Origin of the sequence: Mycobacterium scrofulaceum, assembly GCF_001667885.1 — a bacterium.
Lineage (GTDB): Bacteria > Actinomycetota > Actinomycetes > Mycobacteriales > Mycobacteriaceae > Mycobacterium > Mycobacterium scrofulaceum_C.
In genome coordinates, this window is the sequence record NZ_LZJW01000102.1 from 16,102 (window position 1) to 40,521 (window position 24,420).

Here is a 24,420-nt window from a genome sequence, read left to right on the forward strand (position 1 = left end):
GCCATGTACTACTACCTGTTCATCCTGGCCATCGGCGCCGAACGCCTGGTCGAGCTGGCCGTCTCGCGGCGAAACACCGAATGGTCACTCGCCCACGGGGGCAAGGAGTTCGGCCGCGACCACTACCCGGCGATGGTCAGCATGCACGCCCTGTTGCTGGTCTCGTGCGTCGTGGAGACCTGGACCTTCGCCCGGCCGTTCATCCCCTGGCTCGGGTGGCCGATGCTCGCCGTCGTGGCGCTCAGCACGGTGGTGCGCTGGCGCTGCGTGGCCGTGCTCGGCAAGCATTGGAACCCCAGGCTGATCGTGATACCGGGCGCACCATTGGTCCGCGGCGGGCTGTATCGCTGGGTGCGCCACCCGAATTACACGGCGGTCGCGGCGGAGGTGGCGGCGCTGCCGCTCGTTCACACGGCATGGCTGACGGCGATCGCGTTCAGCATCGCGAACGCGATCGTGCTCAGGGTGCGGATCCGCGCCGAAAACGCCGCACTGGGCTTGGTGTGAGGGCAGATTCGCCGATCAGGGCGCGATGGGCCGATTCGTCCACTCGCGGTCGGGCCGGCGCGACGAGCGGAACCAGCCGCCCGCCGCGCCGGTACCGCCGTCGGTCGGGATGGTGTGGCCGGTGACGAAGCCGGACAGGTCCGAGGCCAAGAACAAGATGACGCGCGCCTGGTCCTCGGGTACACCCATCCGGCCGACCGGAACCCATTGCGGCCATTGGGCCTGCTCGTCGGGAGACAGCCACCGCGAGTAGGGCACCTGAAGCGATTCGGTGACGTCGGGCGCGATCGCGTTGACCCGCACCCCATGCCCGCCCACCTGGACCGCGAGGCTGCGGGTGAATTGAATGACCGCCGCCTTGAACGCGGCATAGACCGGATCTTCGGGGTAACCGCGCAGCCCCTCGATGGACGACACGTTGACGATCGCGCCGGTCCGCCGGGCGACCATCGCGGGCAGGAACGCGTGGGTGACCAGGAAGACATGGTGCAGGTTGACCCGGTACAGCTCGTCCCAGAGTTGGGGATCGGTGTCGGCGAAGTTTCCCGGATGCCGCAGCCAGTGGCCCACGTTGTTGATAAGCGCATCCACCCGGCCGTAGCGCTCCAACACCGATCGCGCCATGTCGTCGACCGCCCCCGCGTCGCGGACGTCGGTGACCACCGCCACCGCCGATCCGCCCGAGGCCGCGATGTCGTCGACCGTCCGTGCGGCCAGCCCGCCGTCGATGTCGACGATCACCACGTGTGCGCCCTGGTGGGCGAACAGCCGCGCGGTGGCCGCGCCGATGCCGCCACCACCGCCGGTCACCACGGCCACCCGGTCGCCCAGCAGCGCGGCAGCAGGCGTTTCGTCGTTCATCGCTCATATCTTGGGCCACCGGGGGAAACCGCCGATGCCCGGGCCGACGAAACCGCGGAATGCTCCCTTATACCCACCGCGTGCCAGCGGTAAACCGTGACGTACCCAACATTCGCGCGGTCTTCACGGGAAGTTATTCGTGCCCACGGACGGGTATTCGGTCCGCACTTAGGAGGTAGCGCAATGGTGAGCACCCATCCGCATCTGTTGCCAAGTGGCGCAATGAAGCGGCGAGTCCACCATCGCCATAGCCCTCAATCGTTCGCAGTCTCGTTGGCCAGCAGGCTGATCGTGAAGAACACCGTGCGAGCGTGGGCTTTCACCCCGAACCTGCACTGGCCGTTCGAATCCGTCGACGGCTTGGCGGGATTGCTGCCGCGGTTCGGCATCTCGGCAAAGATCCAACCGGTGCAACTGGAAAACTGTGCCGCCGAATGGGTTTGCGCGCCGGGCGCATCGACGGATCGCGCCATCCTGTATCTGCATGGCGGCGCCTTCCTCACCTGCGGCCTCAACACGCACCGCTCGGTCGTCACGCGCCTGTCGAAAGCAGCGGACGCCGCGGTTCTCACGGTTGGGTACCGGAAGCTGCCCACCCATCAGATCACCGATGCGATCGAGGACGGCATGAACGGCCTTCGCTGGCTGCAGGATCGCGGCTTCGACGGCGACCGGGTGGTGGTGGCCGGCGACTCCGCCGGGGGATACCTGGCGTTCATGACCACGCTGCTGGCCATCAGTAGCGACCTGATGCGGCCCGCCGGCATCGCCACGATCTCACCGTTCACCGATGCCGACCCCGCCCGAAAGCTGAGGCACCGCAACGCGCGCCGGTGCTCGATGTTCACCCGCGGCGCGCTGTCGATGTTCGCCCAATACCTCAACCAGGCACAGCTGTTGGAGGGCCGGGGGGAGTCCACCGTCGCCTCACCGGTGGATGCCGACCTGTCCGACCTACCGCCGGTCACCATCCATGCGAGCTCCGACGAGTTGTTGCTGCCCGATGCCGAACTCATGGCAAAGCGCTTGGAGGCCAGCGGCGTTCCGTGCGACCTGCACCTCTGGGACGGGCAGATTCACGACTTCCCGTTGGCGGCTGACATCCTGCCCGAGGGCAGGCGCGCCATTCGCCACATCGGCGATTTCGTCAAGGAAGTCACCGCGGCTCCCCAGTCGTGGCGTCGTAAGCTGCACGCCGCCGCCGGCTGACCAAACACCTGAAAAAGTTTGTGCCGCAATCGAAATGATGTGCCGTAGCGATCGGGGCGCGCGGTCGGTGGGTTCACGTCGTCCTTGCCTGTGCGGAGGCACCCCGAACGGTGGGCCGCCCTGCGCCTCGTCGCCCGGGGGGACATCTTCGGTGCCACGCTCCCACGTGACCGCATCGACGGCGGGGACGCCGCCGGGAAGACCATCGCCTGTCCCCGGCGTGTCACCCGCCGTCCGCCTGTCGGAAACCGGCGGCGGCGATCCGGTAGAGATTCGGCGTCCTGATCCGCGCGGCTGCCGATACAGTTGGTCGTGATGAGCCGACCAGTCCCACCCGTGTTGACGGTGCGGTACGAGGGTGCCGAACGCACGTTCGCCCCGGGCAACGACGTCGTGATCGGGCGTGACCTTCGCGCTGATGTCCGCGTCGCGCATCCGTTGATCTCCCGCACCCACCTGATCGTCCGGTTCGACCAGGGCCGATGGGTTGCCATCGACAACGGCAGCCTCAACGGGTTGTTCGTCAACCATCATCGGGTGCCCATGGTCGACATCCAGGATGGCCTGCGCGTCAACATCGGCAACCCGGACGGTCCGGCGCTGACCTTCGAGGTGGGCCGCCACCAGGGCACGGCCGGGCGCCCCCCGCTCACGACCTCGATACCGATCGTCAACCCGGTCACCGCGGCGAGCCCACGGGCCCCGCAGGGCCAGTCCGCGGGCGCGTCATGGCCCGGCCAGCCGCAGCAGTCGTCGTCGGCCGCATTCCGCCAGCCGACGCACCTGCCCAGCGGAGCCCAGCCCGTGCACCCGCCCAGCGGCCCCACGCCGGTCCCCCCGCCAAGCGGGTCGATGCCGAGCTACCCGTCGGGACCGCAGCCGCGGCACCCGACCGGCGGGCAACCGGCGGCGCCGCCCAGCGGCCCGCAGCACGCCCCGCAGATCTACCGCACGCCGCCGAACATGCCACCGGCGCAGCCTGCGGGCCCGGAGACGAGCCGGGTCGCCGGCGACGCCTCGAACCTGGCCACCTCGATGATGAAGATCCTGCGGCCGGGCAAGGCCGCGCTGGAGTCGGCGCCGGGCGCGATCAAGATCGGCCGGGCCAACGACAACGACATCGTCATTCCCGAGGTGCTGGCGTCGCGCCACCACGCCACGCTGATTCCGACGCCGCACGGCACCGAGATCCACGACAACCGCAGCATCAACGGCACGTTCGTCAACGGGGCGCGCGTCGACTCGGCGGTGCTGCACGACGGTGACGTGGTCACCATCGGCAACATCGACCTCGTCTTCGCCGGTGGCACGCTGGCCCGCCGCGACGAGAGCGCGACCGCAACGCCCACCGGCGGCCTGGACGTGCGCGGCGTGACGTGGACGATCGAGAACAACAAGACGCTGCTGGACGACATCTCGCTGGGCGCACAACCCGGGACGCTGACGGCGGTCATCGGACCGTCGGGAGCCGGCAAGTCGACATTCGCCAGGCTGGTCGCGGGTTACACGCACCCGACCAGGGGCACCGTCGCGTTCGAAGGACACAACGTCCACGCCGAGTACGCCTCGCTGCGCAGCAGGATCGGCATGGTGCCCCAGGACGACGTGGTGCACGGGCAGCTGACCGTGCAGCAGGCGCTGATGTACGCCGCCGAGCTGCGGCTGCCCCCGGACACCACCAAGGACGACCGGGCCCAGGTGGTGGCCCGGGTGCTCGAGGAACTCGAGATGACGCAGCACCTGCACACCCGGGTGGACAAGCTCTCGGGCGGCCAGCGCAAGCGCGCATCGGTCGCCCTGGAGCTGCTGACCGGGCCGTCGCTGCTGATCCTGGACGAGCCGACGTCCGGCCTGGACCCGGCGCTGGACCGCCAGGTGATGACCATGCTGCGCCAGCTCGCCGACGCGGGCCGCGTGGTGCTGGTGGTCACCCACTCGCTGACCTACCTGGACGTGTGCGACCAGGTCCTGCTGCTGGCCCCCGGCGGCAAGACGGCCTTCTGCGGGCCGCCCAGCCAGATCGGTCCCGCCATGGGCACGACCAACTGGGCCGACATCTTCAGCTCGGTCGCGGGCGACCCCGACGGCGCCAAGGCGCGCTACCTGGCGCGCACCGGCCCACCGCCGCCACCGCCGCCCGCGCAGCAGCCCGCCGACCTGGGCGACCCGTCGCACACCAGCCTGTTCCGGCAGTTCTCCACGATCGCGAGGCGGCAGGTCCGGCTGATCTTCTCCGACCGCGGCTACTTCGTCTTCCTGGCGGTGCTGCCGTTCATCATGGGATCGCTGTCCATGTCGGTGCCCGGCAACGTGGGCTTCGGCATCCCCAACCCGTACGGCGCCGCGCCCAACGAGCCCGGGCAGATCCTGGTGCTGCTCAACGTCGGCGCCGTGTTCATGGGCACCGCGCTCACCATCCGCGACCTCATCGGGGAACGCCCGATCTTCCTGCGTGAACAGGCGGTCGGGTTGTCCACCAGCGCCTACCTGCTGGCCAAGGTCTGCGTGTACACGGTTTTCGCGGTCATCCAGTCGGCGATCGTGACGATCATCGTGCTGCTCGGCAAGGGCGGCCCGACCCAGGGCGCGGTGGCCCTGGGGCGGCCGGGCCTCGAACTGTTCGTCGACGTGGCGTTGACGTGCGTGGCCTCGGCGATGCTCGGGCTGGCGCTGTCGGCCATCGCCAGGTCGAACGAACAGATCATGCCGCTGCTGGTCGTCGCGGTCATGTCGCAGCTGGTGTTCTCCGGGGGCATGATCCCCGTGACCGGTCGGCTCGGGCTGGACCAGATGTCCTGGGCCACCCCGGCGCGCTGGGGATTCGCGGCGTCAGCCTCGACCGCGGATTTGGGCAAACTGGTGCCCGGTCCGCTCAGCCCCAAGGACTCGCACTGGCATCACACGCCGGCCGCGTGGTGGTTCGACATCGCCATGCTGGTGGTCATCAGCGTCTTCTACCTGAGCTTCGTCCGCTGGAAGATCCGGCTCAGGGGCGGCTGAGGCCGCCGCGGGTCAGGCGCCCTTGCGGATCACCTGGTCGGCCGCGGCGCGCATGCGATCCGACAACTGAAGCAGGCTGTGCTCGCCCACGCCGAGGGGCAGCGTGTAAGCCAGTTGCCGGAGTTCGACCGCATAGTTGCGTAAGTCTTCACGAAGGCGCGTCTCAACAGTGGGCATGACATCTCCCTCAGGCGGGGGCTGGGCAGAGTGCCTGGTCCGCATCGACCAGCCGATGTAGATAGGGTCCCAGCCCCGCCGCATAACAGCGAGAGCGCCGATGCGAATTAACGGGAGTTTGACAGCGTATTTACAGGCGGCGCGGCGCAGACGGTCTCACTCGCCCGGTTCAGGACTCGTGCTCCGGTAATCCAGCTCGACGCGCAGGAGCGCGGCCTGTCGGACGACGCCGTCCGGGGAAGCGGTGGTGCCGCCGTCGGTGGTCACGTAGGCGACGCGGCCGTATTCGCCGGGCCCGCGGCCCCATGCGGCGCTGGACGGACCGACCAGGGCGTCGTCGAACGGGTCGCCGGCGAGGTGGCGCACTTCGCTGCCATGCCGGGTTGCCAGCGGTACCCGGTCGAGCGTGTTGGCCCGATGCCTCGTGACGTAGGCGAACCCGGCGTCCTCGTCGATGCAGAAGTCGTCCGCGTTGTCGATGGCGGCGACAAACTGCGCCGGCCCCGCCGGATCAAGGGTGGCTGGATCGACGGCGACCCGCATGAACACCTTCTGCGCGGTCGAGGTGTAGTACAGGTAACCGGTCTTAGCCCCGTAGCGGACGCCGTTCACACCCGGCTGAGGCGGGGGAGGTACACCGCTGTCGGGGTCGTCGAACATCGTGTCGTCCGTCAGCCAGACCCGGCCCACGGCGCTTCGCGCATCATCCGCAAGGTCAACCCGCCAAATCAGCCCGGCGAAGCAATCGGCGATCGCCAACACCCCCGGGCCCAGGACGCAGCTGCCGTTGAGGGCCCGGACACGGTCGTCGAAGGTGTAGATCAGCTCGGGCGAAAGCGGCGTCCCCGGCTCCCAGGATGTGAAATCGACTCGCAGTAAATGTGATTCGTGGGTGGTGTAACCCTCGGTGAGGTTGACGATGAAGACGTCGGGCGCAACCTCGGCGATGCCGGTGACCGGGTGGTCGAAGGTGTGCACGAGCGCGGGTTCGACGACCGTGGCGTCGGCCGCGGGTTCCACCCACCAGAGTTGCTTGTGCAACACGTCGGTGATGAGGACCGACCCGTCGGAGCGGACGGCAAGATTTTCGGGGAATTGCCACTGCGGAAACCAGGCGACGGGAGCCAGCGTGACGGCGGGCAACGAGGGCATGGCCATGTCTACTGGTCCAGTCCCACCGCGTTGGCCGGCACGTCGAAGGCCGCAAGGGTCAGACACACCATCGTGAACCAGCCCAACAGCACCGCGACATCCACGATCCCCTCGTCACCGAGCAACTCTTTGGCCCGCCGGTAGAGGCCCATCGGCACGACCCGCGGAGCGACCAGTGCGGACGCGAGCTCATAGACCGCCTGTTGGCGGGGGTCGTCGAACGAGGTTGGCAGGCCGGCGATCAACGCTTGCACACGGCGGGGGTCGAGCTGTCCCGCGTGCTCGCCGATGATCTCGTGTTCGTAGTTGGCGTAGGGGCTGCACCACCGCCCGTTGACCACGTTGGTCGCGATCTCGATTTCGGTCTTGGTCAATGTGGAGTCGCGTTGAAAATACGCGCCCGTCGGCACGATCGTCTTCGCCAGCGCGGGGTTGGCGAGCCAAATCTTGTGCGGACCCGGGACCAGGCCTCGCAGCTCGCGGGTGAATTCGTATGCGCCGCGCACCTCCGGCGGCATCGCCGCGACCGGTGTTTCGACGAACCGGCCAAAGGTGCCGAAGTCGGACACCGGGGCCCCCTCTCCTGCGATCGGGTACTGCGATCACCAGTCAACGTCCGCCACGCCATATCGTCCAATACTTTTTGGCACCAGCCTTCATATGATGTCGGATATGGAATTGACTCAGCGATTGCTCGAGCAGTTTCTTGCGGTGGCCGAAGAAGGCCACATTGGCCGGGCCGCCCAACGGCTTTCCATGACCCAGCCCCCCTTGACCCAAGCGATGCAACGCCTCGAACGGATCCTGGGTGTCAGCTTGTTCGATCGGACTGCGCGCGGGATCGAGTTGACCGTCGCCGGGCGGTCGTTCCGTGCGGACGCGGAAAATTTGAGCGCCGCACATCGCGCCGCCATTCGGCGGACCCGGCGCGTCGCAGGGGGTCTTCATGGTGTTGTCCATGTCGGCTTCATCGTCAGCCTGGCGTATCGATTCGTGCCCGATATCCTGCGTGCCAGCGCCGCCGCGCTACCCGACCTGACACTGCACCTGGTCCAAGCGCGCACCGCGCCCATCCTCGATTCCATCCGGTCGGGTGAGCTCGACGTGGCGTTCGCCCGTGGGCCGATCCACGACGCGCACGAACTGGTCACCAGGGAAGTGGACCGTGAGAACGCCGTCGTGGCTCTGCCCCGGCGACATCGACTGGCCGAGCAACGGTCGCTGCGGCTGGCCGACTTGCGGGAAGAACCGGTTGTTCTACCGTCACCAAGCTCGCTGCCCGGCGTGTCCGCCCACGTCCACGCCGCGCTTCGTGACGCCGGCATAGTTCCACGCGTGGTGGCCGAAACCGACGAGCTGTCGGCGATGATGAGCTATCCCATCGCCGGTCTCGCCGCCGCGGTCGTTCCAGAACAAGTCGCGGCCATGTGCCACCCCGGCGTCGTTTTCGTGCCGTTTTCCGACCACCTTCCCAACCTCGTCACCAGCATCGTCGCCGTGCACCGCCCGCACCCGGACCCCGCCGTCATACGGCTGCTCGACCTCGCAGCGAATCTCGCGTCGGCGTAACGCGGCCCGGCGCCGATCCCGCTTATAGACTCCGACTGCACATCTGCGGCAAAGGGGCCGGAATGGATTTCGAACTCGACGCCGGGCAGCGCGCGTGGCTGGCCGAGGTCCGCGAGTTCCTCCGCGACAACGTCACCGCCGAGCTGCGCGCCGAACTCGCCGAGCACGACCTGGAGTTCCCCGACGGCGAGGTGGCCCGGTTCCGCCGCAAGATCGGCGAGAGGGGCTGGTTCGGGCTCAACTGGCCGCGCGAATACGGTGGACTGGGCCTCGGCGCCGTCCACTTGCACCTGCTGATGAGCGAATTCGAGTACTGGGGCGTGCCGGGACCGGACCTGACGGTCACGTCCGTGGCGCCGATGATCATGCGGCACGGCACCGAACGCAACAAGTCCGACTGGCTACCGCTGATCGCCAGGGGCGAAATGATCTGCGCCGTAGGGTATTCCGAGCCCGAGGCCGGCACCGACCTGGCCAGCCTGCGCACCAGTGCGGTGCGCGACGGCGACGACTGGGTGATCAACGGCACCAAGATCTGGAACAGCGGAGCACAGCGCGCCACCCACGAGTGGCTCTGCGTGCGCACCGATCCCCAAGCGGTTCGCCATCGGGGCATTTCGGTCATCATCGTGCCGATCGACAGTCCCGGCGTGGCGATCCGCCCGCTGTACGCATGGTCGGGTTATCGCACCAACGAGGTCCATTTCCGCGACGTGCGGGTGCCGGTCACGAACCTGGTGGGCGAGGTCAACCGCGGCTGGACCTACATCACGGGGGCGCTCGACCTCGAGCGCGGCGCGCTGACCAACGCGGGCGATCTGCGTCGCGCCGTTGACGAGCTGCGTGAACTCGCACGGGTGCCGCGCCGAGACGGCACGGTGCCCTCCGCCAGCCCGTCGCTGCGCCGCCGGCTCGCCCAAGCCGACGCCGACGTCGCGGTGGCCACCCTGATGGGTTACGAGGCCGCGTCGATCCTCGACAGCGGCGTGATCCCAACGGTGGAGGTCAGCGTCGAGAAAGTCTTCACCAGCGAACTGCGCCAGCGCATCGCCCTGCTCGCGCTCGACGTGCTCGGCCCCGACGGTCTCCTCGCGCACCGCGGCGAGCAGGCGCCGCTGGCCGGCACGTTCGAGCGCCTCTACCGGGCCGCGCCGCTGATGCGTTTCGGCGGCGGCACCAACGAGGTGCTCCGCGACATCATCGCCCAGCGCGGGCACAAGATGCCCAGCTACGGGCGCTGAGCAGGGACCGCGCCGCACGCCGATGAAAGCGATACCCACCGTTGAACAACGCGAGTTCGGCGCGTCGTTGCGCGCCCTGTTGGCCGCCGAGAGCCCCGTACCGTTGGTGCGGGGGCTGGCCGATCCGGACGCGGACCGCCGCACCCCGGCGCTGTGGCAGGCGTTGACGGACGCCGGTGTTCTCGGGTTGGCCATCGCCGAGGAATACGGCGGCTCCGGCGGCTCGGTGGACGATCTCGCCGTCTTCTACGTCGAAGCCGGTCGCGCGCTCTGCCCGACGACGGTCCACAGCAGCATCCAATCCGCGCTCGCCGTCGACCAACTCGGCTCCCCGGACGCCAAGGCCACCTGGCTGCCTGGCCTGGCGGGCGGCACCACCCGCGGCACGACGGCCCTGTGGAGCGCCCGCGACGCCGCCGTGGTGACGGCCGCCCTCCGCGCCGACCCCGCGTCGGGACGATGGCGGCTCAACGGCACCGCGGACTACGTCTCCGACGCCGACGTCGCAGACGTCGTCGTGACTTCGGCTGCGGCGCAAGACCGCACGCTGGCGTTCGTCGTCAGCACCGCGGCCCCCGGCGTGATTAGGGAACCGCTCGCGATGGCGGGCGGGCATCGGGCGTTCACCATGCGCTTCGACGACGTCGCGCTCACCGCCGACGCGCTGCTCGGTGACGTCACCGAGTCCGCGCTGCGCCGGGTGGCCAACCTGGCGGTGGCGTTGGGATCGCTCGACTTGGTGGGAGTCGGGCAGGCGGTCATCGACCGCACCGTCGAGTACACCACGCTGCGCCACCAATTCGGCCGGCCCATCGCGTCTTTCCAGGCCGCCCAGCATCTGGTCGCCGACATGCACATCGCGCTGGCGGCCGCGCGGTTGGCCGCGCATGCGGCGGTCTTCTGGATCGGCCGCAGCCGCACGGCGACCCGCGAGACCGCGATCGCGCGCATGCACGCCGCCACCGCGGCGCGGCTGATCACGTTGGACGCCCACCAATTACACGGCGGCATGGGCTATGTCACCGAAACCGATCTGCATCTGTGGAGCGAGCGGGCCCGGCTGGGATCGACGTGGGGCGGCGGGGCGGACGTCGCCGCATCATGGCTGGAGGAGACCCTGGAACCAGAGGAGAGCAGGTGAGTGAGGACAGCTTGATCGACGCCGAATCGGCGGCGCGCGTGGGCACCGTCGCCGCGTCGGCCACCGGCGAGGTGAACCGGCGTGACTGGCAACGCTGGGCGGCGGCGGTCGGTGATCACAATCCGCTGTGGTTCGACCCGGATTACGCCAAGGCCAACGGCTTTCGCGACATCATCTGCCCACCGCTGTTCCTGCAATATGCCGTGCTGGGTGTCACGCACCTCGAGGCCCTGCGGCCCGACGGTTCCTCCGGCGCCGTCTCCGGCGGCCTCGCCTTTCCCCGTGCCCCCAAGCGGATGGCCGGCGGGGAAAGCTTCACGTTCCACTTGCCGGCCTATCACCGCGACGACGTCGAAATGGTCCGCACCATCTCCTCCATCGTCGAAAAGCAGGGCCGTTCCGGCAGATTCGTTCTGGTCACCTGGAAAACGGTGTACCGCAACCAACATCAGGACCTACTCGCCGAGGCGTCCACGTCGATGATCGCCCGTCCCTAGGAGTGTCGTGACCGATCAAGTGTTTTACGACGACGTCGAAGTGGGCCACCGGATGCCCGACCTCACGGTGATCGTCGACGAAACGCAGCTGTTCTTCTTCAGTGCCGCCACGTACAACGGCCACCGCATCCACTACGACAAGGACTGGGCGCGCACCGTCGAAGGCTACGACGACGTGCTGGTCCACGGCCCGCTGCAGGCGGCCCTGCTCGGCCGCGCCATCGGGGACTGGATCGGCGGGCGCGGCCGCCTGCTGTCTTTCTCCGTCCAGAACCGCGCGGTCGCCCATCCCGGCCAGCCCCTGAGCTTCGGCGGCACGGTCACCGGCAAACGCCTCGCCGGCGAGGGCGCCGGGCTGGTGGACCTCGACATCGCCGGCCGCCGCGGCGAGACGGTACTGATGCCCGGGACGGCGACGGTCGAGCTGCCCCGACGCGGAACCCCGGCGTGACCGGCCTGCGCGGCGAGGCGGCGATCGTCGGCATCGCCGAGCTGCCGGCGCAGCGGCGGCCCACCCACTCGCCGATGTTCACCCTCGACCAGTACGCGCTGCTGGCCAAGATGGTCATCGAGGACGCGGGCATCGACGCCGCGGGCGTCAACGGTCTGCTGACCCACGGCATCGCCGAGTCGGCGATGTTCGCGCCCGCCACACTGTGCGAATACCTCGGCCTCGCACTGGATTTCGGTGAACGGGTAGACCTGGGCGGGGCCACCGCCGCGGGCATGATCTGGCGGGCCGCGGCCTCCGTCGAGCTCGGCATCTGCGACGCGGTGCTGGCCGTGGTTCCCGGCTCGGCGTCGCAACCGCAGTCCGAGAAGCGCCCACCGCCCCCACCGAACTGGTATGGCGCGTCGTCGAACAACTACGGATCGCCGCAGGCGGAATTCGAGATCCCGTACGGCAACGTCGGTCAGAACGCGCCGTACGCGCAGATCGCCCAGCGCTACGCGGCCGAGTTCGGCTACGACCCCATGGCGGTGGCGAAAATCGCCGTGGACCAACGCACCAATGCGTGCGCCCACCCCGGCGCCGTCTTCCACGGCACCCCGATCACGGCGGAGGACGTCCTCGCCAGCCCGATGATCGCCGACCCCATCCACATGCTGGAGACCGTGATGCGGGTGCACGGGGGAGCGGGTGTGCTGATCGCCAACGCCGACATCGCCCGGCGCGGGCGCCACCGCCCGGTGTGGATCAGGGGGTTCGGCGAACACATTGCGTTCAAGACGCCCACCTACGCCGACGACCTGCTGCGCACGCCGATCGCCCGAGCCGCCGACCGGGCGTTCGAAATGGCCGGCCTGACCCGCTCCGAGGTGGACATGGCGTCGATCTACGACTGCTACACCATCACCGTGCTGATGAGCCTCGAGGATGCCGGCTTCTGCGAGAAAGGCCGGGGAATGTCATGGATCACCGGCCACGACCTGACCCACCGCGGTGACTTCCCGCTCAACACCGCGGGCGGCCAACTGTCCTTCGGACAGGCCGGCATGGCCGGCGGGATGCACCACGTCGTCGACGGCGCGCGGCAGGTCATGGGGCGGGCCGGCGACGCGCAGGTGCCCGACTGCCACACCGCGTTCGTCACCGGCAACGGCGGCATCATGAGCGAGCAGGTCGCCCTGCTGATGCGGGGGGACTAGCCGTGGACATCCCCGTACCCGAGCCGACACCGGTGTCCCGGCCGTTCTGGGACGCCCTGGCCCGGCACCGCATCCTGGTGCAGTACTCGCCCTCGCTCGGGCGCTACGTGTTCTATCCGCGCACCCTCGCCCCCGGGACACTGGCCGACGATCTGGAATGGCGCGAAATCGACGGCGCCGGAACGCTGTACACATTCACGATCGCCCGGCGGCCAACCGGACCGCCCTGGGCGGACGCGCTGCCGCAGCTGCTCGCGGTCGTGCAGTGGGACACCGGAGGAAAATTCAGCACCGAACTGGTCGACGTCGACCCCGCCGACGTCAGAATCGGCATGCGGGTCGAGCCGGTGTTCTACGATCTGCCCGAAGACGGAATCACCCTGTTGAAGTACCGGCCCGCATGAGCGGCCCCCCGATGCGCGCGGAGGCGTCACATGGATGACCCCTTTGACGGCGTCCCGGCGATGCTGCGCGAGTTGAACGCCGGATTCCCGCCCGTTGAGACCATGACCGCCGAGCAGGCCCGCGCCGCCGTCGCCCAGCGACGCCAGCCCGTCAACAACATTGACGACGTCCGCCGCACCGAGGACCGGTCGATCCCGGGGCCCGCCGGTGACATCCCCGCGCGGATCTATTACCCGCACGGCGACGCCGAGGACGATCAGCCCGCGATCGTCTTCTGCCATGGCGGCGGATTTGTCCTCTGCGACATCGAATCCCACGATGGCTTCTGCCGCGCCCTGGCCCGCGGCACCCAGGCCGTCGTCGTCTCGGTGGACTACCGCCTCGCGCCCGAACACCCGGCCCCGGCGGCCGCGCTGGACGCCTTCGCCGCGTTCTGCTGGGTGGTCGGGCACGCGCTCGAGCTCGGCATCGACCCGGCGCGCACCGCCGTCGCCGGTGACAGCGCCGGCGGCAACCTCGCCGCGGTCACCGCCGTCCTGTGCCGGGACAGGGCGGTCACCCGCCCGGCGGCGCAACTCCTGCTGTATCCGGTCATCGACCCCTCTTTCGACACCGAGAGCTACCTGCGCTGCGCCACCGGCTACTTCCTGACCGGTGCGGCCATGCGCTGGTATTGGCGCCAATACCTGGGCGACGCAACGCTTTCGGACCCGCCCCACCTGGTGGCGCCGGCGCGGGCGGATTCCCACGCCGGCCTGCCGCCCGCGGTGATCGTCACCGCCGGGCTCGATCCCCTGCACAGCGAGGGCTGTGACTACGCGCACCGGTTGCGCGGCGCGGGGGTACGTGTGGTGCATCGCGACTTCCCGGACCTGTTTCACGGCTTCCTGACCATCCCGTCCTTCCCGCCCGCGGTCTCGGCCCGCGACCTGGTCTGCGCCGACCTGCGGGCCCTTCTGCAGCCCACGCTCTGCGGGTCGGCATGACCGAAGCCGACGTGATCGTGATCGGCGCCGGCTTCGCCGGGCTTTACGCCGTGCATCGGGCCGCGTCGGCGGGTCTCTCGGTGCTCGGGCTGGAGGCGGCACCGGACGTCGGCGGCACCTGGTACTGGAACCGGTATCCCGGGGCCCGCTGCGACGTCGAAAGCGTGGATTACTCTTACTCTTTCGACGAAGAACTGCAGCGCAGCTGGACGTGGAGCGAACGCTTCGCCGCGCAACCGGAGATCCTCGACTACCTGCGCCACGTCGCGGACCGGTTCGATCTGCGCCGCCACTACCGATTCGGCGTCGACGTGGTCGGCGCGGCGTTCGAGCGGGGCCGATGGCGGGTCCACACCCGGGACGGCCAGGCGCACGCCGCGCAGTTTCTCATCTGCGCGACGGGTTGCCTGTCGGCGGTCAATCGACCCGACATCCCCGGCGTCGACGATTTCACGGGCGAGGTGTACTTCACCGCCGCGTGGCCGCGCGAGGACCCCGACCTGAGCGGCAAGCGGGTTGGGCTGATCGGTACGGGATCCTCAGGCATTCAAGCGGTTCCGATCGTCGCGGCGCAGGCCGACCACCTGGTGGTGTTCCAGCGGTCGGCGAACTACAGCATCCCGATGCCCAACCGCCCGTGGACCCCCGAGGAGCAACAAAGGATCCGCGAGGAGTATCCCGAGCGGCGCCGCATCTCCGCCTATGCGGCCGCGGGCACCCCGCACGGCACGTACCACAAGAAGGCGGTGGACACCGAACCGCAGGAACGCGCCGAGGCCCTGTGGCGGCGCTGGCGTGAGGGCGGCGTGCTGTTCGCCAAGACCTTTCCCGACCAGAACTCCGACCTCGCGGCCAACGACATCGCCCGCGAATTCGCCGAGCAGCGCATCCGGGAGATCGTCACCGACCCGGCCGTGGCGGCCGACCTCATCCCCGTCGATCACCCGATCGGGACGAAGCGCATCTGCACCGACGGTGGCTATTACGAGACGTTCAACCGCGACAACGTCCGGCTGGTGAACCTGCGCCGCGAGCCCGTCGAGGCGATCACCGCCGGCGGTGTCCGCACCAGCGCGGCGACCTATCCGTGCGACGTGCTGATCTTCGCCACCGGCTTCGACGCGCTCACCGGCGCGCTGACCCGCATCGACCCCGAGGGCCCCGGGGGAGTGCGGCTGAGCGACGTCTGGGCCGACGGCCCGTTGACGTTCCTGGGCCTGATGGTGCCCGGACTGCCGAACCTGTTCACCATCAGCGGGCCGGGAAGCCCGTCGGTGCTGGCCAATATGGTCCTGCACGCCGAGGTGCAGGTCGACTGGGTGATCGAACTCGTGTTGGCCGCCCGGCGCCGCGGGGTGACGGAAGTGGAGCCGCGACGGGACGCCGCGGAGGCCTGGACGGACCATGTCGCCAAAGCGGCCGAGCGGACGCTCTTTCCGAAGGCGGCCTCGTCGTGGTACCTGGGCGCCAATATCGAAGGCAAGAAACGGGTTTTCATGCCCTACGCCGGCGGGTTCGGCGCGTACCGGCGCCACTGCGACGCGGTGGCGCGTCAGGGCTACGCGGGGCTGGTGCTGACGACCCGATGATCGAGACGGTTCAGCAGCTGCTGCGGCAGCGCCGCAACGACGAGGGGCCGGCCGTTGCCTGCGGGGAGCGGGTCTGGACTTGGCGAGAACACCTCGCGGAGGCCGAGGCCGAGGCCGCCGCGGTGATCGCCCTGGCCGACCCGGGCCGCCCACTTCACGTCGGGGCGCTGCTGCCCAACTCCCCGGCGATGCTGCGCGCCATGGCCGCGGCCGCGCTGGGCGGCTACGTTCTCTGCGGAATCAACACGACGCGGCGCGGGGCCGGGCTGCTGGCCGACATCCGGCGCTCGGACTGCCAGCTGCTGCTCGTCGATCCGGAACATCGTGCGCTGCTGGACGGCTTGGACCTCAATGGGATTCAGGTGCTCGACGTGACTGGCGGGCGCTACGCCGAACTGGTGGCCGCCGCGCCGCCCCTGGTTCCGCATCGCGAGGTCGCCGGCGGCGACAGCTTCATGATGATCTTCACCTCGGGAACCAGCGGCGACCCGAAGGTCGTGCGGCTCGCCCACGCGATGACGATCATGTGCGGCGCCAGCCTGATATTTCAGTACGACGTCACGGCCGCCGACGTGTGCTACCTGTCGATGCCGCTCTTTCACTCCAACGGTGTCGCGGCCGGATGGGCGGTCGCCGTCGGCGCCGGCGCCACGATGGTCCCGGTGCGGTTCTCGCCGTCACGTTTCCTGGACGACGTGCGCCGCTATGGCGTCACGTACCTCAACTATGTGGGCAAGCCCCTCGCGTTGATCCTGTCCACCCCCGAGCGTCCCGACGACGCCGACAACACCCTGCGGGTGGCGTTCGGCAACGAGGCCACCGACCGCGACATCGCCGAATTCGCAAGGCGTTTCGGTTGCCGCGTGGTGGACAGCTTCGGCTCGAGCGAATTCGCGGTGATCGTCGTCCGCGAGGACGGAACTCCGCCGGGATCGATCGGCAGGCCGTATCCGGGAGTCAGCGTCTACAACTCGGCGACGCTGCAGGAGTGCGCCGTCGCGGAATTCGACGAACACGGGGCGCTGACGAACTTCGACGCCGCGGTGGGCGAACTCGTCAACACCACCGGCGCGGGCCCGTTCGTCGGCTACTACAACGACCCGGCCGCGACGGCCCAGCGCATGCGGCACGGCATGTACTGGTCCGGGGACCTGGCCTACCGGGATGCCGACGGCTGGATATACCTGGCCGGCCGGACCGCCGACTGGATGCGGGTCGACGGCGAGAACCTGGCGGCCGGCCCGATCGAGCGGATCCTGGAGCGGCTGCCCGGGGTCAGCCAGGTCGCGGTGTACGCGGTGCCCGACGACCGGGTCGGCGACCAGGTGATGGCCGCCCTGGTCTTGCGCGACGGGACGCGGCTGGAACCCGACGAGTTAGCGACTTTCCTTGCCGCACAACCGGACCTGTCACCCAAGGCCTGGCCGCGCCACGTGCGTATCAACGCCGATCTGCCGACGACCGCGACCAACAAGATCCTCAAGCGCGCGTTGATGGCCGCTGGCGTCAGCGCCGAGGGCGGCGTGCTGTGGACGCGCCCGGCGCGCGGCACGACCTACCGTTCCGCGGTAGAGAACCCCGCCGGCCGCGCGGCGCCCACCGCGGCCGCCCCCTGAGCCCTAGGTGATGTTTTCGGCCGGCTCCTGCGGTTGCGGCGCTTCCCCGAACCGCGCGAGCACGAGTGTGGCGGAGATGGCCACCACGAAGCCCGCGATGACCAGCCAGCCCAGGCCGTCGCGGGCGCTGTCGCCCAGCCATACCACGCCGACGAACGCGGGTGCGATGGTCTCACCGACGACCATCCCGGCGACCGCCGTCGTCACCGAGCCGCGGTGCAGGGCGGAGGTCAGCAGCAGGAAACCGGCGGCCCCGCCCGCGGCCGCCGCGTACAGCGCCGGGTTGGTGTAGAAGGCGCGGTGGGTCGGATTGATCACCTCGATCAGCCGCACGCCCACCTCGATGACCCCGAACCCGGTGCCGGCCGCCAGGCCCAGCGCGAGCGCGCGCGGCCGGTCCGGTAGCCGGCCCGCGACCGCGCCCGCGAGGAAGATCGCGGCCACCACGCCCAGCAGTGCCCAGCCGAGCCCCGCCGGGGCGTGCCGGAAGTGCCCCGGTCCGGCCGCGAGGGCGAGCACGATGAGGCTCGCGCACACGACGCCCACCGCCGTCCACTCGGCCCGTGACAGCCGCGCCGACAGCAGCCACGCGGAGGCGATGCCGGTGACTGCGATCGAGGCGGCCAGCGCCGCGGCGACCACGTAGATGGGCACCAGGCGCAACGCCGTCACTTGGAGGAGGAAGCCGACCCCGTCGAGGCCGACGCCGACGATGTACCGCCATTGCCGGGCGGCACGCATCAGCAGGACGGTGTCCACGCCCGAGCCGCTGCCTGCTTCCACCGACCGCGTCGCCGCGGCCTGCAACACCGATGCCGTGCCGTAACAGACCGAGCAGCCCAGCGCGAGGAGGAACCCGATCAGCACACCACGAACAATAGGCGGCGGCGACGAAAGGCGCGCCGAACCGATCAGCTGAGAACCTTGAAGAACAAATGTTTGGGCGTGGCGCAGGCGGGGCAAGTACCAGGTACGCATCGCATCAGCCTGGCCGTCTTCCCTTCACGACTAGTGAACACGCATGCGTACTTGGTACGGTCATTGAGTGACTGTCAAACAATGCACCACAAGCTAATTCAAAGCGTACGTTTAAATTCGGTGTACACCTGTGTACTCTAGCGACATGGCGGAACGCGGCGCAGAACCCCAGGTCCCACGCGGGCGCCGACTCTTCCTGCGCGCGGTGCGCCGGTTGTTCAGCCCGCTGCAGCCGGACGACTACCTCGAGATGATCAACCCGCTGTGGACCACCAAGGAGCTGCGCGGGAAGGTCGAGGCCATCGAGCAGCAGGGCTCCGAGGCCGCCAGCGTCCTGATCCGACCGGGATACGAATGGCCGGGGCACAAGCCCGGTCAGTACGTGCGCCTCGGGGTGGTCATCGACGGCGTCTACCACTGGCGGGCGTATTCGCTGACATCGGATCCCACGCCCGAGGATGGGCTGATCAGCGTCACCCCGAAGCGGGTCGATGGCGGGGCGGTGTCGCCGTATCTCGTGCACAAGATTCAGCCGGGGGACCTGGTACGGCTCGGCGAGATCGAAGGCGTGTTCACCCTGCCGGAGCCCCTGCCGGACAAGATGCTGTTCATCAGCGCCGGCAGCGGCATCACCCCGATCATCAGCATGCTGCGCGACCTCGACCACCGCGACGAGATGCGCGACGCGGTGGTCATCCATTCCGCGCGCACCCGCGAGCAGGCCATGTTCCTGCCCGCCCTGGAAGAGCTGGAGAAACGTCACCAGGGAATGCGGCTGGATCTGCGCTTCACCTCCGAACAGGGGCGGCTCACCCCCGGCGACCTGGACGACGTGTGCCCCGACTGGCGCGAGCGCGAGGCGTTCTGCTCGGGGCCCGGCGAGATGCTCGACGCGCTGATCGAGCACTGGGAGAACAACGGCGATCGAGACCGCCTGCATTTCGAACGGTTCCAACCCAAGATCGGCGGCGACGCCAACGCCGGCGAGGGCGGCACGGTGTGCTTCCTCGACAGCGACAAGGAAGTCGAATGTGACGGCGGCACATCGATTCTCGAGGCCGGCGAGAAGGCCGGCCTCAACCTCGCCTATGGCTGTCGCATCGGAATCTGCCATACCTGCGTCGGGACGCTGAAGTCGGGCAAACTGCGCGACCTGCGCTCGGGCGACGTGATCGAACCGACCGAACAGGACGTCCGGATCTGCATCAACACCGCCGAGGGCGACGTCGAACTGGAACTTTGATCGAAAGGAGCGGCTCGTGACAACTGCCGTGAAGAAGGCCGGGGAGTCACCGCTTTCCCGCCTTGGGGAACAAGAACTGGAAAAGCTCGCGAAGGAATTCGACGCGATCCACGACGAGGTGTTCGCCGACCTGGGCGACCGCGACCGCCGCTACATCAAGAACGTGATCTCGGCGCAACGGCAGATCGTGGTGGCGGGCCGGGTCCTGCTGCTGGCGTCACGCTCGAAAACCGCTTGGCTGCTGGGCACCGCGTGCCTCTCCATGGCGAAGATCTTGGAGAACATGGAGATCGGCCACAACGTGATGCACGGGCAATGGGATTGGATGAACGATCCCGACATCCACTCCTCGGTCTGGGACTGGGACACCGCGTCGACCGCGGAATCGTGGAAGCACTCCCACAACTACATCCACCACACGTTCACCAACATCCTGGGCAAGGACAAAGATCTCGGCTACGAGATCATGCGGATCGACCCCAACCAGAAGTGGGCGCCGCGGTATCTGGGCCAGCCCATCTACAACCTGCTGCTCACGTTGCTCTTCGAGTGGGGCGTGGCCGTCCACGACATGGACATCGACGCCATCCGCAAACGCGAGAAGCCGTGGTCGGAGGTGCGCAAGGACCTCAAGGGCATCGGCGTCAAAGCCCGCGCCCAGATCATCAAGGACTACCTGGGCTGGCCGGCGATCAGCGCCGGCGCGTTCGGGCTCGTCCAGCTGGCCTCGCGTGGCCGGCTCGAACAACCGGCGCAGAGCCGGGTCGCCAGAAGGCTCCGCAGGGTGTCGAACGGCGGACGCGTCGGCGCCGCGGCGAACTTCCTCGACAAGGTCGCGCCGGGCGTGGAAAGCACCTACCTGCGCACGCTGGCCGCCGACGCGCTGGCGAACGTGATCCGCAACGTGTGGGCGCACGCGATCATCTTCTGCGGGCACTTTCCGGACCAGACCTACACGTTCACCCAGGACGAAGTCGAGAACGAGACGCGCGGCGGCTGGTACGTACGCCAACTGCTCGGCGCAGCGAACATCGACGGCAGCCCCCTGTTCCACATCATCAGCGGCAATCTCGGCTATCAGGTCGAACACCACCTCTACCCGGACATGCCCAGCAGCCGGTACTCGGAGATCGCTCCGCAAGTCAAAGAAATCTGCGAGCGCTACGAGCTGCCTTACAACTCCGGCCCGTTCGGCAAGCAGTGGGCAATGGTGCACCGGAGCATCTTCCGGCTGGCTTTCCCGGGCGGGAAGCCGCGGCCGAAGCCCGGCCCCTATCACGGCAACGTCCATCGGCCGGACCCGGAGCGGCCCAGCGAGGGCAACCGATCCCGCGACCGTGTTCCGGCCGAACATCCGGCCGCGGGCCCCGAACACGACTCGAGCGGCGTCGAGGTGCAGCCGCCACCCCGCGGCAAGGACTGACGCTCGACGCCGGGCTCATCGGGTTGCCGTCGCCGGGACGCTGAGTAGCCTTTGCGCGATGACGGGGATCGACGGGCAGGTCGTGGCCATCACCGGGGCAAGCAGTGGGATCGGTGGGGCGACCGCGTTGCTGCTGGCCGAGCGCGGTGCCCGGGTGGTCATCGGCGCGCGCCGCGTCGAGCGGCTTGATGAGATCGCACGGGAAATACGCGACCGGGGCGGATCCGCCGTCACCTGCCAAGCCGACGTCTCGCGACGCGAAGACTTGGAGCTGCTCGTCGCGACGGCCACCGACGAATTCGGCCGCCTCGATGTCCTGGTGAGCAATGCCGGCATCAGCAAGATCGGGCCGATGTCCGACCTCGACGTCGACGGGTGGTCGGCGATGATCGACGTCAACCTGCGGGGGGTACTGCACGGGGTCGCCGCGGCCCTGCCGGTGTTTCGAAATCAGGGCCGCGGACATTTCGTGACGACGGTGTCGACCGCGGGGCTCAAGATCGTCCCCACTATGGCGGTGTATGCCGCCACGAAGAACGCCGTTCGCACTCTGATGGAGGGCTTACGCCAGGAATCGACCGATGGCGTCGTCCGGACCACATCCATCTCGCCGGGATTCGTCGACACCCAATTGGACGGCTCCATCGACGACGCGGCGGTGCGCGCACAGATCCGCCGCAACATGGCCGAGTTCGGATTGCCGCCGGCGGCGGTGGCGCGGGCGATCGCGTTCGCCATCGAGCAACCGCCCGACGTCGAGATCGGCGACATCACCATCCGGCCAACGGTGCAGGGCTAGCACCGGGGTGGTCAGGCGCCCGAATCTGAACCTTTTTCGGCGCGCGTTCGTGGATGATCATCGATGATGCGCCGCACCCACAGTTCCGGCACCGCAGACACCGAGCCGACCGACTCCGGCGGCTACGGGTTTCCCGCGTGGCTGTGGCGCGTGCTGGACGACCACCCGCCGCCGGGCGTCCGGCGGGCGCAGCGTTGGCGCAGCCCGCTGCGGGGACCATGGCTGACGTCGGTGTTCGGCTCGGTGCTGCTGATCACGCTGCCGATCGTCATCCTCACCGGGTTGCTGTCCTACATCGCCTACGGGCCGCGGTTCGGCCAAGCGATCCCCGGCGACGTCGGATGGCTGAAGCTGCCGACGTTCGACTGGCCCACCAGCCCGGCGTGGTTGTACCGGCTGACCCAGGGGTTGCACGTCGGGCTCGGGCTGATCCTGATCCCGGTGGTGCTGGCCAAACTGTGGTCGGTGATCCCGCGACTGTTCGCGTGGCCGCCCGCCCGGTCCACAGCCCAACTGCTGGAACGGGTTTCGTTGCTGATGCTGGTCGGTGGCGTCCTGTTCGAGATCGTCACGGGCGTGCTGAACATCCAGTACGACTACATCTTCGGATTCAGCTTCTACACCGCGCATTACTTCGGCGCCTGGGTGTTCATCGCCGGATTCGTCGTGCATATCGCGATCAAGATCCCGACGATGTGGTCCGGCCTGCGCTCGATCTCGGCGCGTGACGTGCTGCGCACCGGGCGCGCCCAGACCCGCGCGCAACCTTGGGAGCCGGACGGGCTGGTCGCCTCGGACCCCGAGCCCGCGACGATGAGCCGCCGCGGCGCCCTCGCGCTGGTGGGCGGCGGCGCGGTGTTCATGGCGGTCATCACCGCGGGGCAGACGCTCGGTGGCCACGCGCGGCCCGCGGCCCTGCTGCTTCCGCGCGGGCGCACCCGCGGGGACGGGCCTGGCGACTTCGAGGTCAACCGGACCGCGGTGGTGGCCGGCATTTCCTCGGAAAACACCGGTGAGCGCTGGCGGCTCACGCTGAGCGGAGGATCGCACGCCGTCGTCCTGGATCGCCCCGCCCTGCTGGCCATGCCGCAGCACACCGCCACGCTGCCGATCGCCTGCGTGGAAGGCTGGTCCACCACCCAGACCTGGACCGGGGTGCGGCTGGCGGACCTGGCCAGGCTCGCCGGCGTTCCCGCACCCGAGTCGGCCTACGTGTCGTCGTTGGAGCGCGGGGGCGCGTTCGGCCGCGCGACGCTGCAGGGGAGCCAGGTGCTGCACCCCGATGCCCTGCTGGCCCTGCGCGTGAACGGGGCCGACCTGTCCCCGGATCATGGCTACCCGGCGCGCATCATCGTGCCGGCGTTGCCAGGGGTGCACAACACCAAATGGGTGGAGTCCATCGCCTTCAGGGCCACCCCAAATGCTTAGCGCGCGAGCGGCTTTCGTGCGGATCTATGGCTCTGGCCCCTGGCATCTGCTGACGTTGATCGCCGGGTTCGCGCTCTTGGCCTATGTCGTGGTCACCATCAAACCGGTCACGCTGTGGAACCCCCAGGTGTGGTGGCAGTCGATCATCGTGTGGTTCGCGGCGGCCATCGTCGCCCACGACCTGGTGTTGTTTCCGGTCTACGCATTGCTGGACCGGCTGCTCTCGCGGTCCGTCGTCCGGCCCGCACCGCGGGGTGTGCCCGTCATCAATCACATCCGGGTGCCCGCGCTGGGCGCCGGCCTGACGCTGCTGGTCTTCCTGCCCGGCATCATCAAGCAGGGCGCCGCCACGTATTCGGCCGCGACCGGGCAGACGCAGGATCCCTTTCTCGGCCGCTGGCTCCTGCTGACCGCCGCGATGTTCGCGGCCAGTGCCGCGATCTACGCGATCCGCGTGGTGACCGCGCCCAGGCGGACCGGGGCGGCACCCGGCCTACATGTTGGCGATGATCTGTAGGCGCTGGGCCCTGTATTCGGTGTCGGTGATGGCGCCCCTGGCATGCAGGTCCTCGAGTTGTCTGAGGCGGTCGTACAGCGGCGGTTCGGGCCGCGTGAGCGGGACCGGGTGAGCGTGGATGCCGCCGGTGTGCGGCATCGAGCCGCCCTTGGCGGTCCACCCCGAACCGAGGTCGATCAGCCGCAGCGCGAACAACACGCCGGCGCCGGTGATCGGCAGGCCGAGGTAGAGCATCCACCCCAACGGCACGCCGGCCCGGCTCAGCGCGAAATAACGCGTCAGCAGGACCAGCGCGAGCAACCCGCCGGCCAGCAGCACCACGGCCTTGCTTTTCATCCGCCATGAACCTCCGTGTCGGTCGCTGCGGGGCGCAGCGGTGGTGTGGCAAGTGCAACCCGATCGGGTCGCTACCGATCCCAAGGGCGCTCAGCG

General features: G+C 68.9%; 24 protein-coding genes and 1 pseudogene. 19 read left to right on the forward strand and 6 right to left on the reverse strand.

Going from position 1 to position 24,420, the window contains the following annotated elements:
- Positions 1-3: 3 nt before the first annotated feature.
- A complete protein-coding gene (locus A5681_RS15865) occupies positions 4-507 on the forward strand; it encodes an isoprenylcysteine carboxyl methyltransferase family protein (RefSeq protein ID WP_067276852.1) in 504 nt (167 codons plus the stop codon).
- Between the two features lie 15 nt (positions 508-522).
- On the opposite strand, the gene A5681_RS15870 is transcribed toward A5681_RS15865, so the two are convergent.
- Positions 523-1,368: an SDR family NAD(P)-dependent oxidoreductase gene (locus tag A5681_RS15870; protein ID WP_067276565.1), complete on the reverse strand. Its 846-nt coding sequence runs from the start codon at positions 1,366-1,368 to the stop codon at positions 523-525.
- Between the two features lie 183 nt (positions 1,369-1,551).
- On the opposite strand from A5681_RS15870, the gene A5681_RS15875 reads away from it, so the two are divergent.
- Together A5681_RS15875 and A5681_RS15880 are read left to right on the forward strand one after the other, a co-directional pair.
- Complete coding sequence (locus A5681_RS15875) at positions 1,552-2,577, forward strand: alpha/beta hydrolase (RefSeq protein WP_067276569.1); 1,026 nt, start codon at positions 1,552-1,554, stop codon at positions 2,575-2,577.
- Between the two features lie 315 nt (positions 2,578-2,892).
- Positions 2,893-5,577 carry an FHA domain-containing protein gene (locus tag A5681_RS15880; RefSeq protein ID WP_082968387.1) on the forward strand — a complete coding sequence of 895 codons (2,685 nt, stop codon included), beginning with the start codon at positions 2,893-2,895 and terminating at the stop codon, positions 5,575-5,577.
- A 12-nt stretch (positions 5,578-5,589) separates the two neighbouring features.
- Here A5681_RS15880 and A5681_RS27465 read toward each other — a convergent pair whose 3' ends face one another.
- The 3 genes from A5681_RS27465 to A5681_RS15895 form a co-directional block, all read right to left on the reverse strand.
- Entirely contained in the window at positions 5,590-5,754 is a 165-nt protein-coding gene (locus tag A5681_RS27465; protein WP_167374077.1) for a hypothetical protein, read from the reverse strand.
- A 156-nt stretch (positions 5,755-5,910) separates the two neighbouring features.
- A complete protein-coding gene (locus tag A5681_RS15890; protein WP_231996325.1) occupies positions 5,911-6,906 on the reverse strand; it encodes a hypothetical protein in 996 nt (331 codons plus the stop codon).
- A gap of 8 nt (positions 6,907-6,914) precedes the next feature.
- Entirely contained in the window at positions 6,915-7,475 is a 561-nt protein-coding gene (locus A5681_RS15895; protein ID WP_231996326.1) for a carboxymuconolactone decarboxylase family protein, read from the reverse strand.
- Positions 7,476-7,578: 103 nt separating this feature from the next.
- On the opposite strand from A5681_RS15895, the pseudogene A5681_RS28190 reads away from it, so the two are divergent.
- The 11 genes and pseudogenes from A5681_RS28190 to fadD1 form a co-directional block, all read left to right on the forward strand.
- Positions 7,579-7,710, forward strand: a pseudogene (locus A5681_RS28190) (helix-turn-helix domain-containing protein); the annotation flags it as partial.
- 189 nt (positions 7,711-7,899) lie between these two features.
- Positions 7,900-8,475 carry a LysR family substrate-binding domain-containing protein gene (locus A5681_RS27770; RefSeq protein ID WP_231996328.1) on the forward strand — a complete coding sequence of 192 codons (576 nt, stop codon included), beginning with the start codon at positions 7,900-7,902 and terminating at the stop codon, positions 8,473-8,475.
- A 62-nt stretch (positions 8,476-8,537) separates the two neighbouring features.
- Positions 8,538-9,716: an acyl-CoA dehydrogenase family protein gene (locus tag A5681_RS15905; RefSeq protein ID WP_067276579.1), complete on the forward strand. Its 1,179-nt coding sequence runs from the start codon at positions 8,538-8,540 to the stop codon at positions 9,714-9,716.
- A gap of 22 nt (positions 9,717-9,738) precedes the next feature.
- Entirely contained in the window at positions 9,739-10,857 is a 1,119-nt protein-coding gene (locus A5681_RS15910; RefSeq protein WP_067276582.1) for an acyl-CoA dehydrogenase family protein, read from the forward strand.
- Entirely contained in the window at positions 10,854-11,354 is a 501-nt protein-coding gene (locus A5681_RS15915) for a MaoC family dehydratase (RefSeq protein ID WP_067276585.1), read from the forward strand. The genes A5681_RS15910 and A5681_RS15915 overlap by 4 nt, the downstream gene beginning before the upstream one ends.
- A gap of 52 nt (positions 11,355-11,406) precedes the next feature.
- Positions 11,407-11,805: an acyl dehydratase gene (locus A5681_RS15920; RefSeq protein WP_067276870.1), complete on the forward strand. Its 399-nt coding sequence runs from the start codon at positions 11,407-11,409 to the stop codon at positions 11,803-11,805.
- Entirely contained in the window at positions 11,802-13,004 is a 1,203-nt protein-coding gene (locus tag A5681_RS15925) for a thiolase family protein (protein WP_067276591.1), read from the forward strand. The genes A5681_RS15920 and A5681_RS15925 overlap by 4 nt, the downstream gene beginning before the upstream one ends.
- A 2-nt stretch (positions 13,005-13,006) precedes the next feature.
- Positions 13,007-13,408 carry a Zn-ribbon domain-containing OB-fold protein gene (locus tag A5681_RS15930; RefSeq protein ID WP_067276594.1) on the forward strand — a complete coding sequence of 134 codons (402 nt, stop codon included), beginning with the start codon at positions 13,007-13,009 and terminating at the stop codon, positions 13,406-13,408.
- 30 nt (positions 13,409-13,438) lie between these two features.
- Entirely contained in the window at positions 13,439-14,395 is a 957-nt protein-coding gene (locus A5681_RS15935; protein ID WP_067276597.1) for an alpha/beta hydrolase, read from the forward strand.
- On the forward strand, positions 14,392-15,984 hold the full coding sequence (locus A5681_RS15940) for a flavin-containing monooxygenase (RefSeq protein ID WP_067276600.1): 1,593 nt from the start codon (positions 14,392-14,394) through the stop codon (positions 15,982-15,984). Before A5681_RS15935 ends, A5681_RS15940 begins: the two co-directional genes overlap by 4 nt.
- Complete coding sequence (gene fadD1 / locus A5681_RS15945; RefSeq protein ID WP_067276603.1) at positions 15,981-17,600, forward strand: fatty-acid--CoA ligase FadD1; 1,620 nt, start codon at positions 15,981-15,983, stop codon at positions 17,598-17,600. The genes A5681_RS15940 and fadD1 overlap by 4 nt, the downstream gene beginning before the upstream one ends.
- A 3-nt stretch (positions 17,601-17,603) precedes the next feature.
- Here fadD1 and A5681_RS15950 read toward each other — a convergent pair whose 3' ends face one another.
- Positions 17,604-18,467, reverse strand: coding sequence for a DMT family transporter (locus tag A5681_RS15950; protein WP_067276606.1), 864 nt, complete (start codon positions 18,465-18,467; stop codon positions 17,604-17,606).
- A gap of 256 nt (positions 18,468-18,723) precedes the next feature.
- Here A5681_RS15950 and A5681_RS15955 point away from each other — a divergent pair, with 256 nt between their 5' ends.
- From A5681_RS15955 to A5681_RS15975, 5 genes are all read left to right on the forward strand, one after another.
- Positions 18,724-19,821 (forward strand): ferredoxin reductase, encoded by a 1,098-nt coding sequence (locus A5681_RS15955; protein WP_067276609.1) that lies wholly within the window; start codon positions 18,724-18,726, stop codon positions 19,819-19,821.
- Positions 19,822-19,837: 16 nt separating this feature from the next.
- Positions 19,838-21,244 (forward strand): fatty acid desaturase family protein, encoded by a 1,407-nt coding sequence (locus tag A5681_RS15960; RefSeq protein WP_067276612.1) that lies wholly within the window; start codon positions 19,838-19,840, stop codon positions 21,242-21,244.
- 58 nt (positions 21,245-21,302) lie between these two features.
- Entirely contained in the window at positions 21,303-22,043 is a 741-nt protein-coding gene (locus tag A5681_RS15965; RefSeq protein ID WP_067276616.1) for an SDR family oxidoreductase, read from the forward strand.
- Between the two features lie 63 nt (positions 22,044-22,106).
- Positions 22,107-23,471 (forward strand): molybdopterin-dependent oxidoreductase, encoded by a 1,365-nt coding sequence (locus A5681_RS15970; protein WP_419866331.1) that lies wholly within the window; start codon positions 22,107-22,109, stop codon positions 23,469-23,471.
- Entirely contained in the window at positions 23,464-23,988 is a 525-nt protein-coding gene (locus A5681_RS15975) for a hypothetical protein (protein ID WP_067276619.1), read from the forward strand. Before A5681_RS15970 ends, A5681_RS15975 begins: the two co-directional genes overlap by 8 nt.
- Here the strand turns inward: A5681_RS15975 and A5681_RS15980 are convergent.
- Entirely contained in the window at positions 23,965-24,324 is a 360-nt protein-coding gene (locus tag A5681_RS15980; RefSeq protein ID WP_067276622.1) for an SHOCT domain-containing protein, read from the reverse strand. The two genes, A5681_RS15975 and A5681_RS15980, sit on opposite strands and share 24 nt — an antisense overlap.
- Between the last annotated feature and the right edge of the window lie 96 nt (positions 24,325-24,420).